This is a genomic window from Candidatus Eisenbacteria bacterium, from assembly GCA_016867495.1.
Classification (GTDB): domain Bacteria; phylum Eisenbacteria; class RBG-16-71-46; order CAIMUX01; family VGJL01; genus VGJL01.
In genome coordinates this window covers 1-17,809 of record VGJL01000021.1, presented here as the reverse complement: position 1 = coordinate 17,809, position 17,809 = coordinate 1, and the positions used below count along the sequence as shown (strand labels likewise).

The window sequence follows — 17,809 nt, the reverse complement described above, 5'->3', positions numbered from 1 at the left end:
GGGAGCCGTCGGGGCCCGTCCACCATGCGGCGCGTCCGGGGACCCCGACCGGTTCCCGAAGCCCCGCGCCGCGAACGCGAACCTAGCGGGGCGGAGGGAGCCGTCGGGGTCCGTCCCCCATGCGGCGCGTCCGGGGACCCCGACCGGTTCCCGAAGCCCCGCGCCGAGAACGCGAACCTAGCGGGGCGGAGGGAGCCGTCGGGGTCCGTCCACCATGCGGCGCGTCCGGGGACCCCGACCGGTTCCCGAAGCCCCGCGCCGCGAATGCGAACCTAGCGGGGCGGAGGGAGCCGTCGGGGTCCGTCCACCAGACCCGGTCACGCGCCCTGGTCCGGATCCTGAGAAGGGCCAGAAGCGGCAGCGCCGCCAGCGCGATCCCCGTGCACGTCAGTCCCCTCGTGATCAACGCCAGGACCAGAATCGCCCCGAGCATGCCGCCGATCGAGTCGGCCGCCCACGACTTCGCCGCTGAAGCGCGTCCCGCGACGATCGGAAACGGGAATCCGCAGCTCGCTCCGAGCAGAAGCGCCGCCACAACAAACAGGATGGTAGAGAGGAAGGCATCTCCTGCGGGAAACCGCGGCAGGAGGAAGGCCGCTGCCATTCCAAGGACCCCTTGAGCGACGCACGCTCCGCTCAGGGAGCGGCGTCCACGGGCCAGACGCCCGGCGATCCAGGCCCCCACGGCCATCCCTCCCAGGAACGCTCCCAGCAGAGCGCCAAGGCCCGACTGCAGGAGGCCCACGCGGGTCTGGTAGGTCATGAGAACGAGGAGATCGAGTCCCATGGCCGTCGCGCCGGTCGCGACCAGCGCGCTCATCCCTCCGGCCTCCCGTCCGCGCGCCCAAGGCATCAGCACGGCCAGAGCAACGAGCGCGAGCGCCGCGTAGGGCAGCGTGCGCGGCCAGGCTCCGTGGATTCCGCTCCTGCGTCCCCACCACCGCAGGGCGTGAGCGAGCGCGGACGGTCGCGCGTCCCGATTGGAGGGCGCGGCATCGAGAGTCAGGATTCCGCGAGGGGAAGGCGATCCAACTGCCGGCCATGCCGTCCTGCGCTCCGCGGGGTACTCGAGAGCGAACCTCTCGGGCGGATAGGTCGCCAGGCGATGTCCGCTTCGCGCGAGACGCGCGCGCAGAGAATCGGCGACCAGGCTGACTGCCCCCGAAGCGGGCGACGCGGCAAGCACGATGCGATCGGCCTCGATCATCTCGAGGTGCCCGACCGCCTCGTGCAGGGCGCGGGCCACCGACGCCCTCCAGCCGGACGCCTCCGGCCCAGACGCCGCGGCTCCGCCCGGAGCGATCACCACGACTCCGCCGCGGGCGCGGAGTCGCCGGCCCATTGCGCGGAAGGACTCCAGCGTCAGCGTCCTGTTCGAGCCGAGGCTTGCCGCCATGGGACCGGAGATCGCGATCAGGTCGTAGCGATCCGACATCGTCCGCAGCTCGGCCCTCGCGTCGCCGATCCTGTAGACGACAGACGGATGGCGGCCGGCCAGGAGGGTGTCCTCGCGGTCCGGCAGCAGGCAGGTCACGCTCCGGACTCCCGCCCGCGCCAGCGAGGGAGCGACGCTCGAACCGCCGAAGCCGACAAGGAGGAGATCGTGGGCGCCTTCCCCCACGGCAAGAAGGAGCGCGGCCACGGCATCCGCTTCGTAGGGATCGTCGATCGCCTCGAAGGGGGCGTCGTTCTGATACAAGAGCCTCTCCCCCTCGCGCTCCGCCATCGCCAGCACGCGCGACGGCGTGTGCGCGTGCGCCGTCAGACGCATCCCCGGGTGGCGCGCCTCCCAGGCGGCTCGGAAGAGGGCGTGATCGAGATCTCCGATCCACCCCGATGCGATGGCCGCGATCAGCAGGAGGGCCGCCGCGGGGGCGGCGAGCCTGCGCGAGAGCGACGCGATCAGGCAGGCCCATGAGATCCCGAGGATCGCGATCGGAGGCACGCGCGCGATGAAGAGAATGGTCGTCGCGAGCCCCGCCGCCAAGGCGCCGGCGGCCTCCGCCATGTACGCGCGTCCGGCGCTCCGGACCTGGCGCGCCGCCAGGGGAAACAATCCTACCGTGAAGAAGGACGCCGGAAAGAGCGTGAGGAGCCCCAGGAGCAGGATGGCCTCCGGACCGATGATCTCGCCCTTCGCGGCGCCGGGGATGGGCATGGCTCGCGCCGCGGCGACCGCCAACGTCGCGATCAGGAGACCGAGCGGGAGGAGAGTCCTGACCGCGCCTCCCCGGTCTCGGACGGCCGCCTCCCAGAAGCGCGCCCCCAGGGCGGAACCGGCCAGCCACAGCGCCAGGTAGATCGTCAGGGCAAGCTCGTTCCCCGCGTCCCGGCCAAGGAGTTCCCTCAAGAGGATCGCCTGCGCCGGGAGCGAGACGAAGCCGACGAGAAACGCAATGATGTCCGATCGATCGACTCGCACCGCGGGAAGGATACGCCGCCCGGCCGCATGCGGCCAGAGCGGAAGCGCACCCGAGGCCCAGGCCCGACGGACGCTGCGCGGAAGCCGACTCAGCATAAGGGCTGCGCGTTCGGAAACGACATTGCTATTACGACTCCTGGATTCCAGAGGCCGGCGTCACTCCTTGACACGCGCCGTCCCGCGTCCCTAATCCGGGCTGTTTGTGAACAAGATTTCATATGGACTCTTTCTCCTTTCCGAAGTGGACCAATAGCATCCGACCCGCCTTGCCGCTGGTCCTGGCTGGAGTCCCCCTCTACATCGTTCTCCTCATTGCCTACGGAACATCGGCCAAGACGACAGCGGTCGGCTACATGCCCAAGCAGCCTGTTTCCTACAGCCACGCGCTCCGCGCCGGGCAGCTCGGCATCGATTGCCGCTATTGCCACTCGACGGTCGAGCAGGCGGCGCATGCCGCGATCCCGCCGACCCAGACCTGCATGAACTACCATCAGAAAATCCTCTCGCAGAGCGACAAGCTGCTCGCCGTCCGCGAGAGCTTCGCGACCGGATGCCCATTCCCTGGGTCCGCGTCCACGACCTTCCCAACTACGTCTACTTCAACCACAGCGCCCACGTCCGCAGCGGAGTGGGATGCGTGTCGTGCCACGGAAGAGTCGACAAGATGGAGATCGTCTCGCAGGAGATGCCGCTCACGATGGGCTGGTGCCTCGATTGCCACAGGAGTCCCGAGGAACCCCTCCGCCCGGTCGAATACGTCACCAAGCTCGACTGGGTGCCCGGAGAGGACCCGCGCGCGATGGGCAGGAGCCTGCGCGAGCGCCACGACATCAATCCCTCCACGGACTGCGGAACATGCCATCGGTAGGGGCGGCGATGCGGACGACTCACTGGCGGAGCCTTGACGAGCTTGCCCGCTCCTCCGACTTCCGCTCGAAGTTCGCGCGCGAGTTCCCCGGCAAGGACTGGGAATCGCTGCCGCCCGCGACGCGACGGCAGTTCCTGAAGCTCATGGGAGCGTCGGCGGCTCTCGCCGGACTGTCCGGGTGCCGGTGGCCCACGGAGCGGATCGTCCCGGCATCGAGGCCCGCGGGCTACATTCCCGGCAAACCGCTGCAGTTCGCGACGTCGATGGAGGTCGGCGGCCATGGGCGCGGGTTGCTGATCACGAGCTACGACGGCCGCCCGATCAAGGTCGAGGGAAACCCGGATCATCCGATCGCCCGGGGCGCATCCGATTCGATCTCCCAGGCGAGCATCCTCGAGCTCTACGACCCGGATCGGAGCCAGGCGGTCGCGAGACGCGACGGATCTCGCAGAACGGTGAGCGATTGGGAGCCCTTCACCGCCTTCGCGCGAGAGCGGTTCAGGTCGCTCCGCGACTCGCGCGGCGCGGGGTTGCGGATTCTCAGCGAGGCGACATCCTCGCCGAGCCTCCTCGCCATGCGATCGGCATTCCTGGAAGCCCACCCTGAGGCCCGCTGGTTCGAGTTCGAGCCGGTCTCACGCGACAATGAGAGAGCTGGTGCGGGGCTCGCCTTCGGCAGACCCTTCCGTTCCCATCTCGATCTCTCCGCGGTGTCCGTCGTCCTCTGCCTCGACGCCGACATCCTGATGACCCATCCCGCGGCGCCCAGGCACGCGCGCGACCATGCGGCCTGGCGGCAGGCCGAGGGGGGCCGGATGAACCGGCTGCACGCGGTCGAAGCCGCGCTCTCGCTGACCGGAAGCGTCGCGGATCACCGCTACCCGGTCCGGCAGAGCATGATCCCGGCGGTCGCGGGCATGCTTCTTCACGACCTACTCCGCGCGAATCCTGCGGGTGGTTCGCTCGCGAACCGACCGGAGATCTCTCGATTCGGGGACCGGCCGCGCGAGTTCGATTTAGTCGCCGCGATCGCTGCCGATCTGACTGCTCACCGCGGACGCTCCCTCGTGGTCGCGGGACCACGGCGGCCGGCCGAGGTCCACGCGCTGGTCCATCTGATCAATCATCACCTGGACAATGTCGGCCACACGATCCATCACACCGACCCGAGGCGGCGGTCGGCCCGCCCGGGCTCGGCGATCCCGCCGCGGTCGCCAAGGAGCATCAAACCGTCCACGGCGAACCGAGGTACGTCCACCTCTTCTTCAGTATCAATTTCTTGATGACGGGGCTGCACGCGCTCCACGTGATCGCGGGGATCTCCCTCATCATCTGGATCCTGATCCGGGCGCGCCGGGGCGAGTTCGGACCGGCCTACTTCGCCCCGGTCGACAACGTCGGCCTCTACTGGCATCTCGTCGATCTGATCTGGATCTACCTGTTCCCGCTTCTCTATCTGATCCACTGAGCGGTTCGAAAGAGGGAGTGCTGCGATGCGCGATGGAATGACCGGCCCGACCGAGAACGGGACGAGGGGGCATGAGGATCAGCAACTCGCCCACGTCACCCCACTGAAGATCCTGGCCGGAGTCTGGGCGGGCCTCATGGTCCTGACGATCATCACCGTCGCGGTGACGCGCGTCGATCTGGGTGGCGCGAACCTATGGATCGCGCTCGCCATCGCCACGGTCAAGGCGGGCCTCGTCGCGCTCTTCTTCATGCACCTCCGCTACGACAGGCCCTTCAACTCGGTCGTCTTCATCTCGGCCCTCCTCTTCGTCGCTCTCTTCGTCGGGATCGCCTTGATCGACACGAAGGAGTACCAGCCCGAGATGATCCCCGACTACGCTCCCGAGATGGAGCGGAGGTAGCCGGCGATGTCGGAGGAGCGGACGGTGCCCGGCGCCGGAAGGCTCGGGATGTGGCTCCTGATCGCGTCCCTTTCCATTCTCTTCGTGGCCAGCCTGATAGGGTATCTCGCCGTCCGCGCCCGCGCAGAGCAGTGGCCGCCGCCCGGCCTTCCTCCCCTCCCGAGCGGACTGTGGATCAGCACCGTCATCATCCTGTTGTGCAGCCTGGCAATCGAGACCGCCCTTCGCGCTGTCAGGCGGCAGTCCCAGGGCCCGTTCCTGCGAGCCCTTCTCGCGACGTTCCTCCTTGGGATCGTCTTCCTCGCTTCGCAGGCGCTCAACTGGTCCGGGCTGATCGCCGCCCACGCGGCATCCCACGCCAATCTCTACACGTTCACCTTCTTCATGTTGACGGGCCTGCACGCCGCCCACGTGATTGGAGGGCTGATTCCTCTCGGGATTGTCCTGCGGCGCGCCTGCTCGGGGCGATACACGGCCGAACGGCACGCCGGGGTCGGGTACTGCCAGATGTACTGGCACTTCCTCGGCGCGGTCTGGCTCGTGATGTTCTGCGCGCTCCTTCTCTTCTCCTAGCGCGGCGCCAGCCTGACCGGTAGATGCTCGATGTCCTGCGGATAGTCGAGCCCCGTCACGAGCGTCTCATCCGCCCCGGTCCGAACGTCTATTCTGTGGAGCGACCCCTCGAAGTTGACGACCGCATAGGCATAGTTGCCGACGACGACGATCCCCGTGATGTTCCCGGCCGGAAGCCGCGCGACATCCTCAGGCTCACCGGTCTCCGTGAATCGGCGGATCGCAGTCCCCCCGCAGAGATAGAAGAGATCGCCGTCATGGTCGATCGCCCCCAACCACCCTCCCCACTCGGGGAAGGAGCGGAAGATCGAGGCGGCGCGCGTGCTCAGGTCGAAGGCTACGAGCTCGTTGTTTCCGTTCTCCGACAAGATCAGCCGATTGTCGACCACGGTCCCGTCGATGTTCTGGAGGCTTTCCGGTGAGGGGTTCGGCATGGGGACGGACTCCACGAGCATCCCGTCCGCCGTCATGAAGTGCACGATGTCGTCATCGTTCGAAGCGAAGGCGAATCCTCCGGATGGAAGCATCGCGAAGTCATGGCCGCTCACGGCAGGATCGCTGATCTCGATCGTCTGGATTCCTGCTCCCGTGTGGTCCAGCTCTTGAATTTCCCTCTGTCCCTTGACGAAGATCCGTGTTTCCAGAACCTCGACGGAGGACCTGAGTGCCGAGAAGACGAACCAGTCGCCTCGCGCTCCGATTGCGATGAGGCCGCCTCGCGTCTGAACCAGCAAGCTCCCCTCCATCACATCGATCGAGATGCTGTCTCGAGCGACTCCTCCCCGGCCATCGGTCGCAGTGACCGTGACGGCATGGGCGCCGGTTCCTCCCGCAGCGATCCAGTCCACGGCAGGGCCGCTCCCGGAGATCGTGCCGTCCGCCGCCTGCCAGGCGTAGACGAGCGCGTCGTCGTCCGCGTCTCGCGCGTGGCACCAGATCCGCACGCTGTCCGAGGGGGCCGTGACCGGAACGCTGATCCTGAGACTGTCGATCACGGGGGCCGTGTTCTCCCCCTGCTGGCCATCGGGCGCCCCATCGTCATCGTCGCCGCAACCGGCCAGCCCGCTGAAAGCGAGAAGCGCGATGATCATGGAAAGAAGACGGACCCGCGCACCGTGGCCACGATTCGGCTTTTTCATTTCCCAATCCCTCCAATGGGTTCCACGCCGCTTCAGGATACTCAGGCTGCCTGGCAGGTCCAGCGCAATCTACAACATCCGAATCCGCTCCTCTGGACGGAAGCGTCTCGGAGCAGTCAAACCGCGCTAGTTGCTTTCGGATGAGGCAAGCAAACGGTATAATCGTATCGTCATGAGGCAACAGATGCGCACGAAGCCGCCCCGCCAGAGCCGGTTCGACCGGGTTTTCCTGATCGCCCTTCTCCTGGGAAGCGGCGCGGGGGGCGCGCGCCCCGATCTGGCGCGCGCCCAGATCGAGTACGACGTCACGATTCCCACGACCCTCGGCGACACGACAGAGACGTTCTGGCTCCAGATTCCGGACGACTATCGTCCCGGGGATCCGCGGCCGCTCCTTGTCGGATGGCACCAGTGGGGCGGCGATCGATTCGAGATGCGCTCGGCGACGACGATCGGCGCCATCTGCAATGAGCGCGGCTGGATCGCCGCCTCCCACGAAGGGGTCTCCCCCGTCCACTGGAACAACCACCCGACGCAATCGCATGTCGTCGACGTGATCCGATGGATCGAGGAGCGCTACTGCGTCGATCCTGACCGGATCTACATGGTCGGCGCCTCCATGGGCGGAGCCGCCGGCATGGTCTTCGCCAACAACCACCTCGATCCGACCGGTCCGATGGTCGCCGCCTCGGCCTCCATCTCGGGAATTCAGGATTGCGAGCGCAGATTCCACGAGCAAGGGATCAACAACTCCATGATCGCCTCTTTCGGGGGCACGCCGGACCAGGTTCCCTTCGAGTACCACCGCAACTCCGCGATCTTCTTCGCCGATTCCTCCGAGAGCATGCACGTGAACGCCCTGCATCTTCCTCTCTACCTCACATTCGGCCTTGGCGCGTCGGACCAGGTCTGGCGACGGCACGCGGAGGATCTGTACGCGGTGATGGCCCCTTACGCGGACGAGGTCGTCCTGCGCGAATCGGCGATTGCCGGACACGGCTGGAGCTGCGCCGAAGAAGAGAGGATTTGCGACTTCCTCGGCTCCTTCGCCCTGGACCGACACCCTGGACGAATCTCGATCCGGGCGGACGAGGAGGGCCGTTGGTACTGGGCGAAGATCGAGATGCGCGAGCCTGTCGGGACCTTCGCGCGCTTCGCGGGAGAGATCGATCCCGCCCTCCGCCACTTCGACTTCTTCATGGTGAGCAACGTCGCCAGCGCCGAGCTCGACCTGCCGTCCGTCGGCTTCTGGCCCTCCACGGGGGACTTCACATTCCGGTGGGAGATTCAAGACGGCATGCCGGCCTCCCTCGCGCTTGCGGGTGTCATCGCTCCTCCGGCCCTCCTACTGCGCGACGGTTGCGAGTGCGCCGACTGGATCCACGATCCCGCGCGACAGGTCCTCGTCCTCTTCGCGGATGGGTCCGGCCACTACACGGTCTTCTTGGACCCAGCGGAGATCCCTTCTCCGCCGCTCGCCCCCCCCGCCGGCTCGATGCTTGAGTTGCGCTCCGGGATCGACGGCGGCATCCTGGCCGCGCTCCGGGAGGAAGGAACGTTCTCCTGGGGCTTGTACGACGTCACGGGAAGGGAGCTCGCCGCCGCTCGCGGCCTCTGGACGCCCGCCGGCGAGATCAGGCTGGATCCGATGTCGCCCGCGCGATCGGGAATCTATTTCGCCCGCGCGACCCTGGCTGCCCGGTCCGGCGTTTACAGGACGACCGCGAAGCTCCTGATCCTGCGGTAGATCGGCAGACCTGCGGCCGATGCAGCGATGCGCTAACCTTCCCGGCATGGGACGGACGGCGCAGGAGCCGCTCCCTTCGATGGAGGGACGGCTCGCCAGGGAGAGGCGGACGCTCGAGGCGATGATCGCGATCTACTGCCGCGATCGACACGGCGTCGCAGAAACGCTGTGCGCCGAATGCGCCGATCTGCTCGACTATGCGTCGTGCCGGCTCGAGAACTGCCCCTACGGGACGGAGAAGCCCCCCTGCTCCGACTGCCCCATCCACTGCTATCGGCCAGCGTACCGCGAGCGTGTGCGGGAGGTGATGCGCCACTCCGGCCCGCGCATGCTCATCAAGCATCCGCTCCTCGCCATCCTCCACATGATCGATGGGCGCCGTTTCAAGGGAGATCGATGATGGATGTCTTCTCAGCCGCCGTCACCCTGTTCCTGACGATGGACCCGTTGGGGAACGTGCCGATCTTCATCGCCGTCCTCAAGAAGCTCGACCCGAAGAAACGGCGGCGCGTTCTCGTGCGGGAGCTCTTCTTCTCCCTCGCCATCCTGGTCGGGTTCCTCTTGATCGGCGAGTACATCCTGCGCTTCCTCAACCTCCGGCAGGAGACGATCAGCATCGCCGGCGGCATCGTCCTCTTCCTGATCGCCCTCCGGATGATCTTCCCGCCCCACGAGGGGATTCTCGGCGACATCCCAGACGGCGAGCCGTTCATCGTCCCTCTCGCGATCCCCCTCGTGGCGGGCCCCTCCGCTCTGGCCACGATCCTTCTCCTCGCCCGATCGGAACCGGGAAGGCTGGCTGAGTGGCTCCTCGCCGTCCTCGTCGCGTGGATCGTCTCCGCGGCCATCCTCTTGTTCTCGGGCGTTTTCTACAGGGTGTTCCGCCAGCGGGGTTTGATCGCCATGGAGCGGTTGATGGGAATGATCCTCGTCATGGTCTCGGTGCAGATGTTCCTGGACGGCGTGGCGGGCTACATGAGGCGGTAGGGCTGGCCTAGCGATCGGCCGGCTTCCCGATCAGGGCGCCCTCGATCTTTCCCTCACGCGCGGCATAGCACGCGAACCAGAAGGAGTGGGCTACCGAGAGCGCCATCTCGGCGTCGCTTGGGAGGACGTCAACCGTGGACGGAGCGTCGGAGTGACGGAAGATCACCGGCGCGCCGTCGATCGTCGTGCGCCAGAGGCCCTGACGATCCGCATTGAGCGCGACCCAGGGATAGGGAACGATCCGCTCGTCCCCCCCGCCGGCGCGCACGATCGCGACGGGCGCCTTGATGGGCAGCAACACGTCCTGTGGAAGCGGATCGACGGGAAAGCGAAGGCGATCGGATCCGTAGTAGCTCACGTAGGGGTTGCGACGGTACTCCTTGAGCATCTTGGGATCGGGGGCGAGGACGGTCGTGGCTGGATGATCATCCACCCAGCTCTCCCAGTGAACGAGATGGGCATGAAGGATGGATAGGCGGCGGCCGGAGGCCGCGCACGGCCCGGCGATGGCCCGCCCCTGGAGCTGGCTCCACAGACTCTCGCTCGTGCCGTCCCCTCGCTTCTCGTACATCAGGAGATTCGAGTTCCACAGCAGCCCGCTGACGCCGAACTCCAAGACTTCGCCATTGACCTCGCGATCGAAGACGACAACGGCATCGCAGAGGGGCGAGTAAGTCACGGCGATCGGTCTCCCTCCCAGGGTGTCGTTGACGACCTCATGCCAGTTGAGCACCCTGATCGGATAGGCGCGCGACGCCCCTTCCAGAGCGACTCCGACCACGCGATCCCTCGGTACGAGGTACTTGCGGTGCGTCCTCCTCGTTATCGAATCGACCTGCTGCGGGGTCATGAGGGGGGGATGGCGGAGGGCGCGGACGCCATCCTTCGGCATCCCTCCGGGGACGATCGACATGATCGGCACGAGGCATGGGGTGAGATCGAATCCGTAGGTCTCGACATGCCGGCCGTCTCCGACCGCTCTCGCTCCCCCGGATCGAACGACCCCCGCGAGGCGCCAGGCGATCGCCCCGCCGGTGAGGAGGATCGCGAGGGCAATCACCCAACCTCCCGACCTGAAGTCCAGGAGTCTCCGCCCGCGCGCGCCGCTTCCCCTTGCTCCCGTCATTCTCACCCCCCGCGGTCGACGAGCATGAGGCCGAGGAGAGGTCGCGCTCGGGATTGCCGCCCTGGTCGGCAGGCGCATCGCAGGAGACGACCCGCAGCCCGCCACGGTTTCCGTGCTCCTCCGGACGGCGCATCAGGCCATGGGAGCGGCGCTGATGGCGACCGCAGTCCTCCTCGCCGTCTGGAACCGCCGGCCAACCGGCTGGAACGTGCGGGAGGCCTGTGCTAGAATCGTGTGGTTCGTTGCTGGATCGGATGTGAGGGCGAACGAGGGGAATCTGCGTCTGTGACGGCGATGAGATCCCACATTCAGCCGATGAGAAAAGCCGCGGCCGCTCTTACGCGAGCCGTCCTGCACTCCACAGGAGTCACGCCGGGCCGAGCCCGGCGCCAGAAGAGGATGAGGATCCTCTTTGCGCATGAGGTTGGGGCGGCCTCGATTCCTTCCGACGTCTTCCGCGCCCAGATGGAGTTCCTCAAGAACGACCTCCGAGTCGTGCCGCTGAGCGAGATCGTCGACGGCTTGAGGAACGGAGCCCCGGAGGCGGATGGCGCGGTCGCCCTCACCTTCGACGATGGCTTGCGCTCGCACTACACGGTGGTCCGCCCAATCCTCATGGAACTGGGACTGCCTGCCACCTTCTACGTCTGCCCAGGACTCATCGATCGCGGCGAGAGGCTCTGGAACAACGACCTTCGGGCGCGCATGCAGTGGATGCGGCGATCGAGCCTGCAGCGGCTCCTCGCATCGGTTCACTCCCCCAGCGACGACATCTCAGCGGTAGTAGAGTGGCTCAAGACGCTCTCTCAGGAGAGGCTCCAATCGATCCGGTCGGTGATCGTCGGCGAGAGCGAGGGGTTTGAGCCGACCGAGAGCCAGAGGGATGCATACGATTCGATGACCTGGGCGGATGTCCTCGATCTTCCCCAGGACTTGATCACGGTCGGATCCCACACGATGAACCATCCGATTCTCGCAACCCTCGAGAACGCCGACATCGAGTACGAGCTGAGAGAGAGCAAGCGCGTTCTCGAGGAGAAGCTTGGCCGGCCGGTCGAGCACTTCTGCTATCCGAACGGGACCGTCACCGAGACCGCTGTGTCGATCGCCAGGGAGATCTACGTTTCTGCCTCGACCACGAGATACGCGTTCGTCAACGAGAAGGACAGCCCGCACCTGCTCCCGCGGATCCTCTTGCCCAGATCCATTCCGACCCTCAGCTGGAGGCTCTCTCATCCGGGGGCGTGATCCCCCATCCTCTCGAAACGTCTGCTATCCTCGAGCTGAAGGGGGGTAACGATGCCCGCCGAGACGCTCCCGCCGGGCCGGGCAGAAGAGCGGAGACGCTCATATCGAAAGACCATCCGGCGGGCATGCTTCCTCTCGGTCGCAGCGCACATCGTCGCAGCCTTCTGCTTGAATCCTTCGATGGTTCTGTCCCTATTCGATCCCGATGTCCCGATCGGCTTCCCGGGCCGACCGAGGCGCGGAGATCTCGCCCCCATCGACGGCCCCCGGAACGCGCGGGTCTCTCTGGTGCGCGCCCCCCGTTACCACGGGCCGGCCGATCTGGTCAATGTCTCCGTGGTCGGAACGGAGCCCAATCCCGATGTCGTGGGCGGCCGGACCGCCAAGGCGTCCGTCGGCCAGTACGACCCCAGGGGGACGCCGACCTCGGGCCATCCCGGCCAGCCGTTGCCCGGCGACCCCGGCAGCCCTGTCGTGATCGAGCTGGGCGAGGACTGGCTCTACTCCCCCGGCGGATCCCGCGTCGCGCGGTCCGACAAGATCCAGATCCTCAAGCTGGTGCGGCCGGAGTACCCGATCGAGGCGGTGCGCGGAGGGATCGAGGGATTGGTCAAGCTCGAAGTGCATGTGGACACCCTCGGGAAGGTCGTGTCCGTGCGGACGCTGAAGGAACCCACTGCCGATCCGCTCCTGGAAGCCGCGTCGACGCGAGTGATGGGCCACTGGGAGTTCAAGCCCTACCGCGTCGGCTCCCATGCCATCAACTTCATCGTCATCGTCCCCTTTCGCTATCGCCTGGTGGAATGATCCGCGTCCGCGGGCGGGGCGTGGGAGCGACGTCGAGGGAAAGGAGCGGGCCGCCGGTGGGCCGCAGGCGGCGGGACGCGGCGCCGGGACGCGACCGGTGGGCCGCAGGCGGCGGGACGCGGCGCCGGGTCGCGACCGGGGAGACGGGAGGCGATGCCGGCCGATATCTTTCCACTGGCAATCCCCATGGCATCTGGCCGATAATCCCGGTAGTGAGAAGCTGTTGGGACCAACAAGTGCGGTTGTCCTGAGGGTCGATGTCCATCTGCAGAGCGTTCCTACTCCAAGGAGCCTGCCCGGTCAGTCCCGATCGATGATCCCCCAAGTGACTCCCAATCTAGAGAGCGTCCGAGGATCTGCGTGTTTCCTGGGTGTGCTGAACGTCGCACCAGCCGCGCGGACACCGGACAAACAGTGACTCTCCTCCATCCATGGGATTGGAGGACGCAGGTCAAGAGAAGGAACGTAGATGAGTTTCGAGGCCTTGGGCCTGGCCGCCGAGCTGTTGCAGGCAGTCCGCGATTGCGGCTTCGCCACGCCCACACCTATTCAATCGCAGGCGATCCCGCCTCTCCTCGCGGGTCGCGACATCATGGGATGCGCTCAGACGGGCACGGGCAAGACCGCAGCCTTCGCGCTCCCGATCCTCCACCAGCTCCGCGGCACGGCGCCTGGAACGCTTCGCGCCCTCGTGCTCGTGCCGACTCGGGAACTGGCGATGCAAGTGGGTCGCAATGTTCGTGAGTTCGGCGAACCGCTGGGGATCCGATCGACGGCGGTCTATGGCGGGGTACCGATGGACCCGCAGATCATGATGCTCCGGCACGGCGTGGACATCCTCGTCGCGACTCCTGGGCGTCTCAAGGATCACATCTGGCGGGGTCTGATCGACTTCGGCCAGACTCGGTTTCTCGTTCTGGACGAAGCCGATCGCATGCTCGACATGGGATTCATCCACGATGTCCGGGAGATCATCGATCTGATCCCGACGGACAGGCAGACGATGCTCTTTTCGGCGACCCTGGACCCAGAGATAGTCCGCCTGGCGAAGGACATCCTGCGCAATCCCGTCCGCGTCGAGGTGGCGCCCTCGGCGACGATGGCCGATGGTATCGAACACCTCATGGTCCGGGTCGATTGCGGGAGGAAGAAGAGCACATTGGCGGAGCTGATCCGCAGTCGCGACATGGGACGCACGCTCGTCTTCACGCGGACCCGGCGCGGCGCCCACGCATTGACCGTCTATCTCAAGCGGCTCGGACACCGGGTCTCATCCATCCACAGCGACAAGACCCAGAGCCAGCGCGTGGCGGCCCTCGAGGCGTTCCGCGGAGGGAAGATCGACATCCTGGTGGCGACCGACATCGCCGCACGCGGGCTCGACGTTCAGGGGATCAATCACGTCGTCAACTACGACATTCCCCGGAATCCCGAAGACTATGTCCATCGGATCGGACGCACGGCCCGGGCGGGGCAGAGCGGGGTCGCGATCTCGCTGGTCACCCCGGAAGACGCCGCCGACATCTACGCGATCCAGGATCTCATCGCTGGCGTGCCCGGTCGGTCGCCGGGGTCGTCCCGGCGGTCGCAGGGGACGGCGCCGCGACGGCAGGCCCGGCGGACGACAGCTCCGGCCGCGCGCAGGGCGAGCGCCCAGGCGCGGTGAGATAGCCGTGAGCTCGGGCGACACGCACTCGACCGTCTCCACTCATCGGCGCGCGGACAGACGCGCGGTCGCCATCGTCGCGCACGTGGATCACGGCAAGACGACGCTTGTCGATGCCCTCTTCCGCCAGTCAGGTCTCTTCCGCGAAGGACAGCAGGTGGACGAGTGCATCTTGGACTCCGGCGAACTCGAGCGGGAGCGCGGGATCACGATCCTCGCCAAGAACACGTCGATCCGGTACCGGGATACCGTCATCAACATCGTCGACACCCCGGGCCACCGCGACTTCGGCTCGGAGGTCGAGCGAATCCTCTCCATGGTCGAGGGGGTTCTTCTTCTCGTCGATGCGGCGGAGGGGCCGCTTCCTCAGACACGCTTCGTATTGAAGAAGGCTCTCGAGGGACACAAGCGGGTCATCGTCCTCATCAACAAGGTCGATCGTCCCGACGCCCGTCCGCTCGAGGTCGAGAGGGAGATCCACGATCTCTTCCTCTCGCTGGCGACGCACGAAGATCATCTCGACTTTCCGGTCCTCTATGGCTCCGGAAGGCTCGGGTTCGTCTCATCCGATCCCGGGGCGCGCGAGGGGAATCTGCGTCCGCTCCTGGACGCCATTCTCTCGCACATCCCGGCACCGCTCATCGCCGATGCGCCGTTCAAGATGATCGTGGCCAACATCGACTACTCCGACTACCTCGGGCGCCTGGCCGTCGGCCGCATCCAATCCGGCCGCCTCAGCTTGGCCTCCGAGATGGCCGCAGTGCGCTCGGACGGCGCGTTCGTCGAATGTGGCCGCGCCGGGATGATCTACATGTTCGAGGGGCTCGCGCGGCGGGAGGTCTCGGAAGCGGCCGCAGGCGACATCGTCGTGATCTGCGGTTTCCCCACCATCGAGATAGGGGACACGATCCTCGATCCGATCGACCCGGCCCCGCTCTCGGGGATCTCGATCGAGGAGCCGACCCTCTCGATGGAGTTCCGCATCAACGACTCGCCCTTTTCGGGTCGCTCGGGGAAATATCTGACGAGCCGCCACCTGCGCGAGCGGCTCGACAAGGAACGCGAGCGGAATGTCGGGATCCGCGTCGAGTCGACCGGGGCGGCCGACAGCTTCCGGGTTCTCGGGCGGGGGGAGCTGTCGCTATCGATCCTGGCGGAGACGATGCGCCGTGAAGGATTCGAGTTCTCGCTTGGGCGTCCGGAGGTCATCCTGCATCGCGCCTCGGAAGGAGAGATCCTGGAGCCCTATGAGGAACTCATCATCGACTGCGATGAGGGATTCACGGGCAGCGTGATCTCCGCCGTCGGAAGTCGCGGGGGCGAGTTGCGGCATCTCGGCAAGCACGGCGACAGGACGCGGATGGAGTTCACGATCCCCTCCCGTGGGCTCCTGGGGTTCAGGACCGAGTTTCTCTCCCTCACCAAGGGAACGGGCCTGCTGAACCACCTCTTCGACTGCTACGGGGCCCATCGCGGGCCGCTCGGGGGCATCCAGCGCGGATCCATCATCGCGAAGGAGTCCGGGGATGCGACCGCGTACGCGCTCGAGCAGTTGGCCGATCGCGGCACCTTCCTCGTCCGTCCCATGGACAGGGTCTACGCCGGCCAGGTGGTCGGCGAACATGCGAAGTCGAACGATATCGTCGTCCAGATCTGCAAGAAGAAGCACCTGACGAACACGCGCTCGTCGACGGCGGAGATTGAGGAGCGCCTGAGCCCGCCGCTCGACCACACAATCGAGAGCGCGATCGAATGGATTCATGACGACGAGCTGGTCGAGGTCACTCCCGGCGCGATCAGGATCCGCAAGCGCATCCTGGACTACCACCGGCGCAAGCGCGCCGAGAGCGAGCCTGCGAACGCCCTCTAGCTATCGATCCCCGGGCCAGCTACTTTGCTCACGCCTGCCGTCAGGACGTTCTCACTTGCTCGACTTGCGGTAGAGACGGTACTCGCCGTATCGGGCGCCTTCGGGTGATAGGACCTCGCTGTAGCCCTCCTCGATCAGAACGGGGGCCAACCCGAGGCGCCGGAGACTCTTCTCCCGGAGGGCGACCCATTGGACTCCCCCGCCGTACGAAAGCGCATCGCGTGGATCGCCGCGCTCAAGGCGGTCAGTGTCCAGGTTGCGCGCCCTCGAGTTCCTCCAGAGATAGAGCCTTCCCCCCGCCTTCCACCACTGTTCGATCAGAATGTCGTCTCCGCTCGCCGCGGAGGCCAGGTAGCGCGCCATGTCGACCGCCCCTTCAGTCCTGCTGAATCGGAATCCGCCCAGCTCGAACAGAAGAGCCCAGGCGATCAGCAACGGCACGAGGGGAGCAATCGCCCTTCTCATCGCCGGCCACCTCTCGCGGCCCATCCTCTCTCCCACCCTCGATCCGCTCGCCTCTGCCGGGATTCCGAACGGCGCGAGCGAGTCGAGCGCCCGCCGGAGCCCCCCTGCCGCGAGGATCACTACGAAAGGCAGGACCGGCAACATGTACCGCGCCTCCTTGTGCGGCAGGAGGCACAGGACGAGAAACGGCACGGCGGCCCACAGCAATGCTGCGCGTGTCTTCCATGTGACTCCCAGAATCGCTGCAACGAGAAACAGCGCATTGGTCCAGGACCAGAGATGCGTCAGGTAGAAGAGAGGCGACTGGTAGCCCCTGGACGACCGCCCTTCGATCAAAGTGAAGTCGACGACGCGGCCCAGGCTGTGGAAGGGTTCTCCCCAATAGAGCCAATCGCTCACGCCGACAGCGAGTGCCGCCGCTACGCACGATGTCGCCCCCACAATCAATGCTCGCGCCCACTTCTTATCAACCGCGAACATCAAGGCGGCAGACGCAATGAACGCGGCCTCGCTGAACCGGATGGAGGCGCCGATCCCGAGCAGCGCAGCTCCGAGCAGGATCCTCGTCATGATCGGATTGCCCAGGAGCAAGAGGAACGACCCCAGAACGAAGCTGGACGATACCGTCCGGGGCAGCTCGGAGCTGCCAAGCCTGGTGTGCAATTGGCTGACCGCCAGGAGCAGGCAGGCGAGAACGGCCAGCGGCGGAGAGCCGAAGAGTCTGGAAGCGATGCGGTAGACGAGCCACAGGTTCAGTCCCGAGAAGAGGATCACAACGGCGCGACCGGTGAAGATCAAGACTCCGGCGTCACTCGCTCCGAGCCCGTGGATGGCGGCCTGCGCGGGGTAGAGGAACACGAGGGGGAAGATCGCGTTGCGAAGATCCCAAGCCCGCCAGTCGGACCACTGGAAGAGGCGCGCGAATGTCATCTCCTGGATCTCGACGTCATCGCCGCAGAAGAAGCCGTAGAACCTACATTCCGCATGTGCGCGCGAGGTGTTCCGGGAATTTCTGCCCTG

The 17,809-nt window shown here is 66.3% G+C and carries 15 protein-coding genes and 1 pseudogene; 12 read left to right on the top strand and 4 right to left on the bottom strand.

Annotated features, from left to right (window positions below):
• Window positions 1-82 precede the first annotated feature (82 nt).
• Complete coding sequence (locus FJY88_04370; protein ID MBM3286569.1) at window positions 83-2,422, bottom strand: multidrug effflux MFS transporter; 2,340 nt, start codon at window positions 2,420-2,422, stop codon at window positions 83-85.
• A gap of 218 nt (window positions 2,423-2,640) precedes the next feature.
• Here FJY88_04370 and FJY88_04365 point away from each other — a divergent pair.
• The 5 genes and pseudogenes from FJY88_04365 to FJY88_04345 all read left to right on the top strand — a co-directional run bounded on the left by FJY88_04365 (window position 2,641) and on the right by FJY88_04345 (window position 5,734).
• Window positions 2,641-3,290: pseudogene (locus tag FJY88_04365) on the top strand (cytochrome c3 family protein).
• The gene (locus FJY88_04360) at window positions 3,278-4,573 is read left to right on the top strand and encodes a twin-arginine translocation signal domain-containing protein (GenBank protein ID MBM3286568.1); all 1,296 of its coding nucleotides are present in this window, start codon (window positions 3,278-3,280) and stop codon (window positions 4,571-4,573) included. The pseudogene FJY88_04365 and the gene FJY88_04360 overlap by 13 nt, the downstream one beginning before the upstream one ends.
• Complete coding sequence (locus FJY88_04355; protein MBM3286567.1) at window positions 4,573-4,758, top strand: hypothetical protein; 186 nt, start codon at window positions 4,573-4,575, stop codon at window positions 4,756-4,758. The genes FJY88_04360 and FJY88_04355 overlap by 1 nt, the downstream gene beginning before the upstream one ends.
• 37 nt (window positions 4,759-4,795) lie before the next feature.
• Entirely contained in the window at window positions 4,796-5,161 is a 366-nt protein-coding gene (locus tag FJY88_04350) for a hypothetical protein (protein MBM3286566.1), read from the top strand.
• Window positions 5,162-5,167: 6 nt separating this feature from the next.
• A complete protein-coding gene (locus FJY88_04345) occupies window positions 5,168-5,734 on the top strand; it encodes a heme-copper oxidase subunit III (protein MBM3286565.1) in 567 nt (188 codons plus the stop codon).
• On the opposite strand, the gene FJY88_04340 is transcribed toward FJY88_04345, so the two are convergent.
• Window positions 5,731-6,873, bottom strand: a complete 1,143-nt coding sequence (locus FJY88_04340; GenBank protein ID MBM3286564.1) for a hypothetical protein — start codon at window positions 6,871-6,873, stop codon at window positions 5,731-5,733. The two genes, FJY88_04345 and FJY88_04340, sit on opposite strands and share 4 nt — an antisense overlap.
• A gap of 184 nt (window positions 6,874-7,057) precedes the next feature.
• Between FJY88_04340 and FJY88_04335 the strand changes: the two genes are divergently transcribed.
• From FJY88_04335 to FJY88_04325, 3 genes are read left to right on the top strand one after another with little or no spacing between them, the layout of a single operon-like run.
• Window positions 7,058-8,620, top strand: coding sequence for a hypothetical protein (locus tag FJY88_04335; protein ID MBM3286563.1), 1,563 nt, complete (start codon window positions 7,058-7,060; stop codon window positions 8,618-8,620).
• Window positions 8,621-8,666: 46 nt separating this feature from the next.
• On the top strand, window positions 8,667-9,020 hold the full coding sequence (locus tag FJY88_04330; protein MBM3286562.1) for a nitrous oxide-stimulated promoter family protein: 354 nt from the start codon (window positions 8,667-8,669) through the stop codon (window positions 9,018-9,020).
• Window positions 9,017-9,607, top strand: coding sequence for a YhgN family NAAT transporter (locus FJY88_04325; GenBank protein MBM3286561.1), 591 nt, complete (start codon window positions 9,017-9,019; stop codon window positions 9,605-9,607). The genes FJY88_04330 and FJY88_04325 overlap by 4 nt, the downstream gene beginning before the upstream one ends.
• A 7-nt stretch (window positions 9,608-9,614) precedes the next feature.
• Here the strand turns inward: FJY88_04325 and FJY88_04320 are convergent, their stop codons facing one another.
• Window positions 9,615-10,838 carry a DUF3179 domain-containing protein gene (locus tag FJY88_04320; GenBank protein MBM3286560.1) on the bottom strand — a complete coding sequence of 408 codons (1,224 nt, stop codon included), beginning with the start codon at window positions 10,836-10,838 and terminating at the stop codon, window positions 9,615-9,617.
• Window positions 10,839-11,018: 180 nt separating this feature from the next.
• On the opposite strand from FJY88_04320, the gene FJY88_04315 reads away from it, so the two are divergent.
• From FJY88_04315 to typA, 4 genes are all read left to right on the top strand, one after another.
• Window positions 11,019-11,981 (top strand): hypothetical protein, encoded by a 963-nt coding sequence (locus FJY88_04315; GenBank protein ID MBM3286559.1) that lies wholly within the window; start codon window positions 11,019-11,021, stop codon window positions 11,979-11,981.
• Between the two features lie 51 nt (window positions 11,982-12,032).
• On the top strand, window positions 12,033-12,788 hold the full coding sequence (locus tag FJY88_04310; GenBank protein ID MBM3286558.1) for an energy transducer TonB: 756 nt from the start codon (window positions 12,033-12,035) through the stop codon (window positions 12,786-12,788).
• Between the two features lie 469 nt (window positions 12,789-13,257).
• On the top strand, window positions 13,258-14,454 hold the full coding sequence (locus FJY88_04305) for a DEAD/DEAH box helicase (protein ID MBM3286557.1): 1,197 nt from the start codon (window positions 13,258-13,260) through the stop codon (window positions 14,452-14,454).
• Window positions 14,455-14,461: 7 nt separating this feature from the next.
• Entirely contained in the window at window positions 14,462-16,324 is a 1,863-nt protein-coding gene (typA, locus tag FJY88_04300; GenBank protein ID MBM3286556.1) for a translational GTPase TypA, read from the top strand.
• A 51-nt stretch (window positions 16,325-16,375) separates the two neighbouring features.
• On the opposite strand, the gene FJY88_04295 is transcribed toward typA, so the two are convergent.
• A complete protein-coding gene (locus FJY88_04295; protein MBM3286555.1) occupies window positions 16,376-17,719 on the bottom strand; it encodes a hypothetical protein in 1,344 nt (447 codons plus the stop codon).
• Between the last annotated feature and the right edge of the window lie 90 nt (window positions 17,720-17,809).

Excerpts from the sequence above, each read along its gene's own strand:
- FJY88_04325 (MBM3286561.1), top strand. The coding sequence starts at position 9,017 with ATGATGGATGTCTTCTCAGCCGCCGTCACCCTGTTCCTGACGATGGAC.
- FJY88_04350 (MBM3286566.1), top strand. The coding sequence starts at position 4,796 with ATGACCGGCCCGACCGAGAACGGGACGAGGGGGCATGAGGATCAGCAA.
- FJY88_04295 (MBM3286555.1), bottom strand. The coding sequence starts at position 17,719 with ATGACATTCGCGCGCCTCTTCCAGTGGTCCGACTGGCGGGCTTGGGAT.
- FJY88_04310 (MBM3286558.1), top strand. The coding sequence starts at position 12,033 with ATGCCCGCCGAGACGCTCCCGCCGGGCCGGGCAGAAGAGCGGAGACGC.
- FJY88_04340 (MBM3286564.1), bottom strand. The coding sequence starts at position 6,873 with ATGAAAAAGCCGAATCGTGGCCACGGTGCGCGGGTCCGTCTTCTTTCC.
- FJY88_04335 (MBM3286563.1), top strand. The coding sequence starts at position 7,058 with ATGCGCACGAAGCCGCCCCGCCAGAGCCGGTTCGACCGGGTTTTCCTG.
- FJY88_04355 (MBM3286567.1), top strand. The coding sequence starts at position 4,573 with ATGACGGGGCTGCACGCGCTCCACGTGATCGCGGGGATCTCCCTCATC.
- FJY88_04330 (MBM3286562.1), top strand. The coding sequence starts at position 8,667 with ATGGGACGGACGGCGCAGGAGCCGCTCCCTTCGATGGAGGGACGGCTC.
- FJY88_04305 (MBM3286557.1), top strand. The coding sequence starts at position 13,258 with ATGAGTTTCGAGGCCTTGGGCCTGGCCGCCGAGCTGTTGCAGGCAGTC.
- FJY88_04345 (MBM3286565.1), top strand. The coding sequence starts at position 5,168 with ATGTCGGAGGAGCGGACGGTGCCCGGCGCCGGAAGGCTCGGGATGTGG.
- FJY88_04360 (MBM3286568.1), top strand. The coding sequence starts at position 3,278 with ATGCCATCGGTAGGGGCGGCGATGCGGACGACTCACTGGCGGAGCCTT.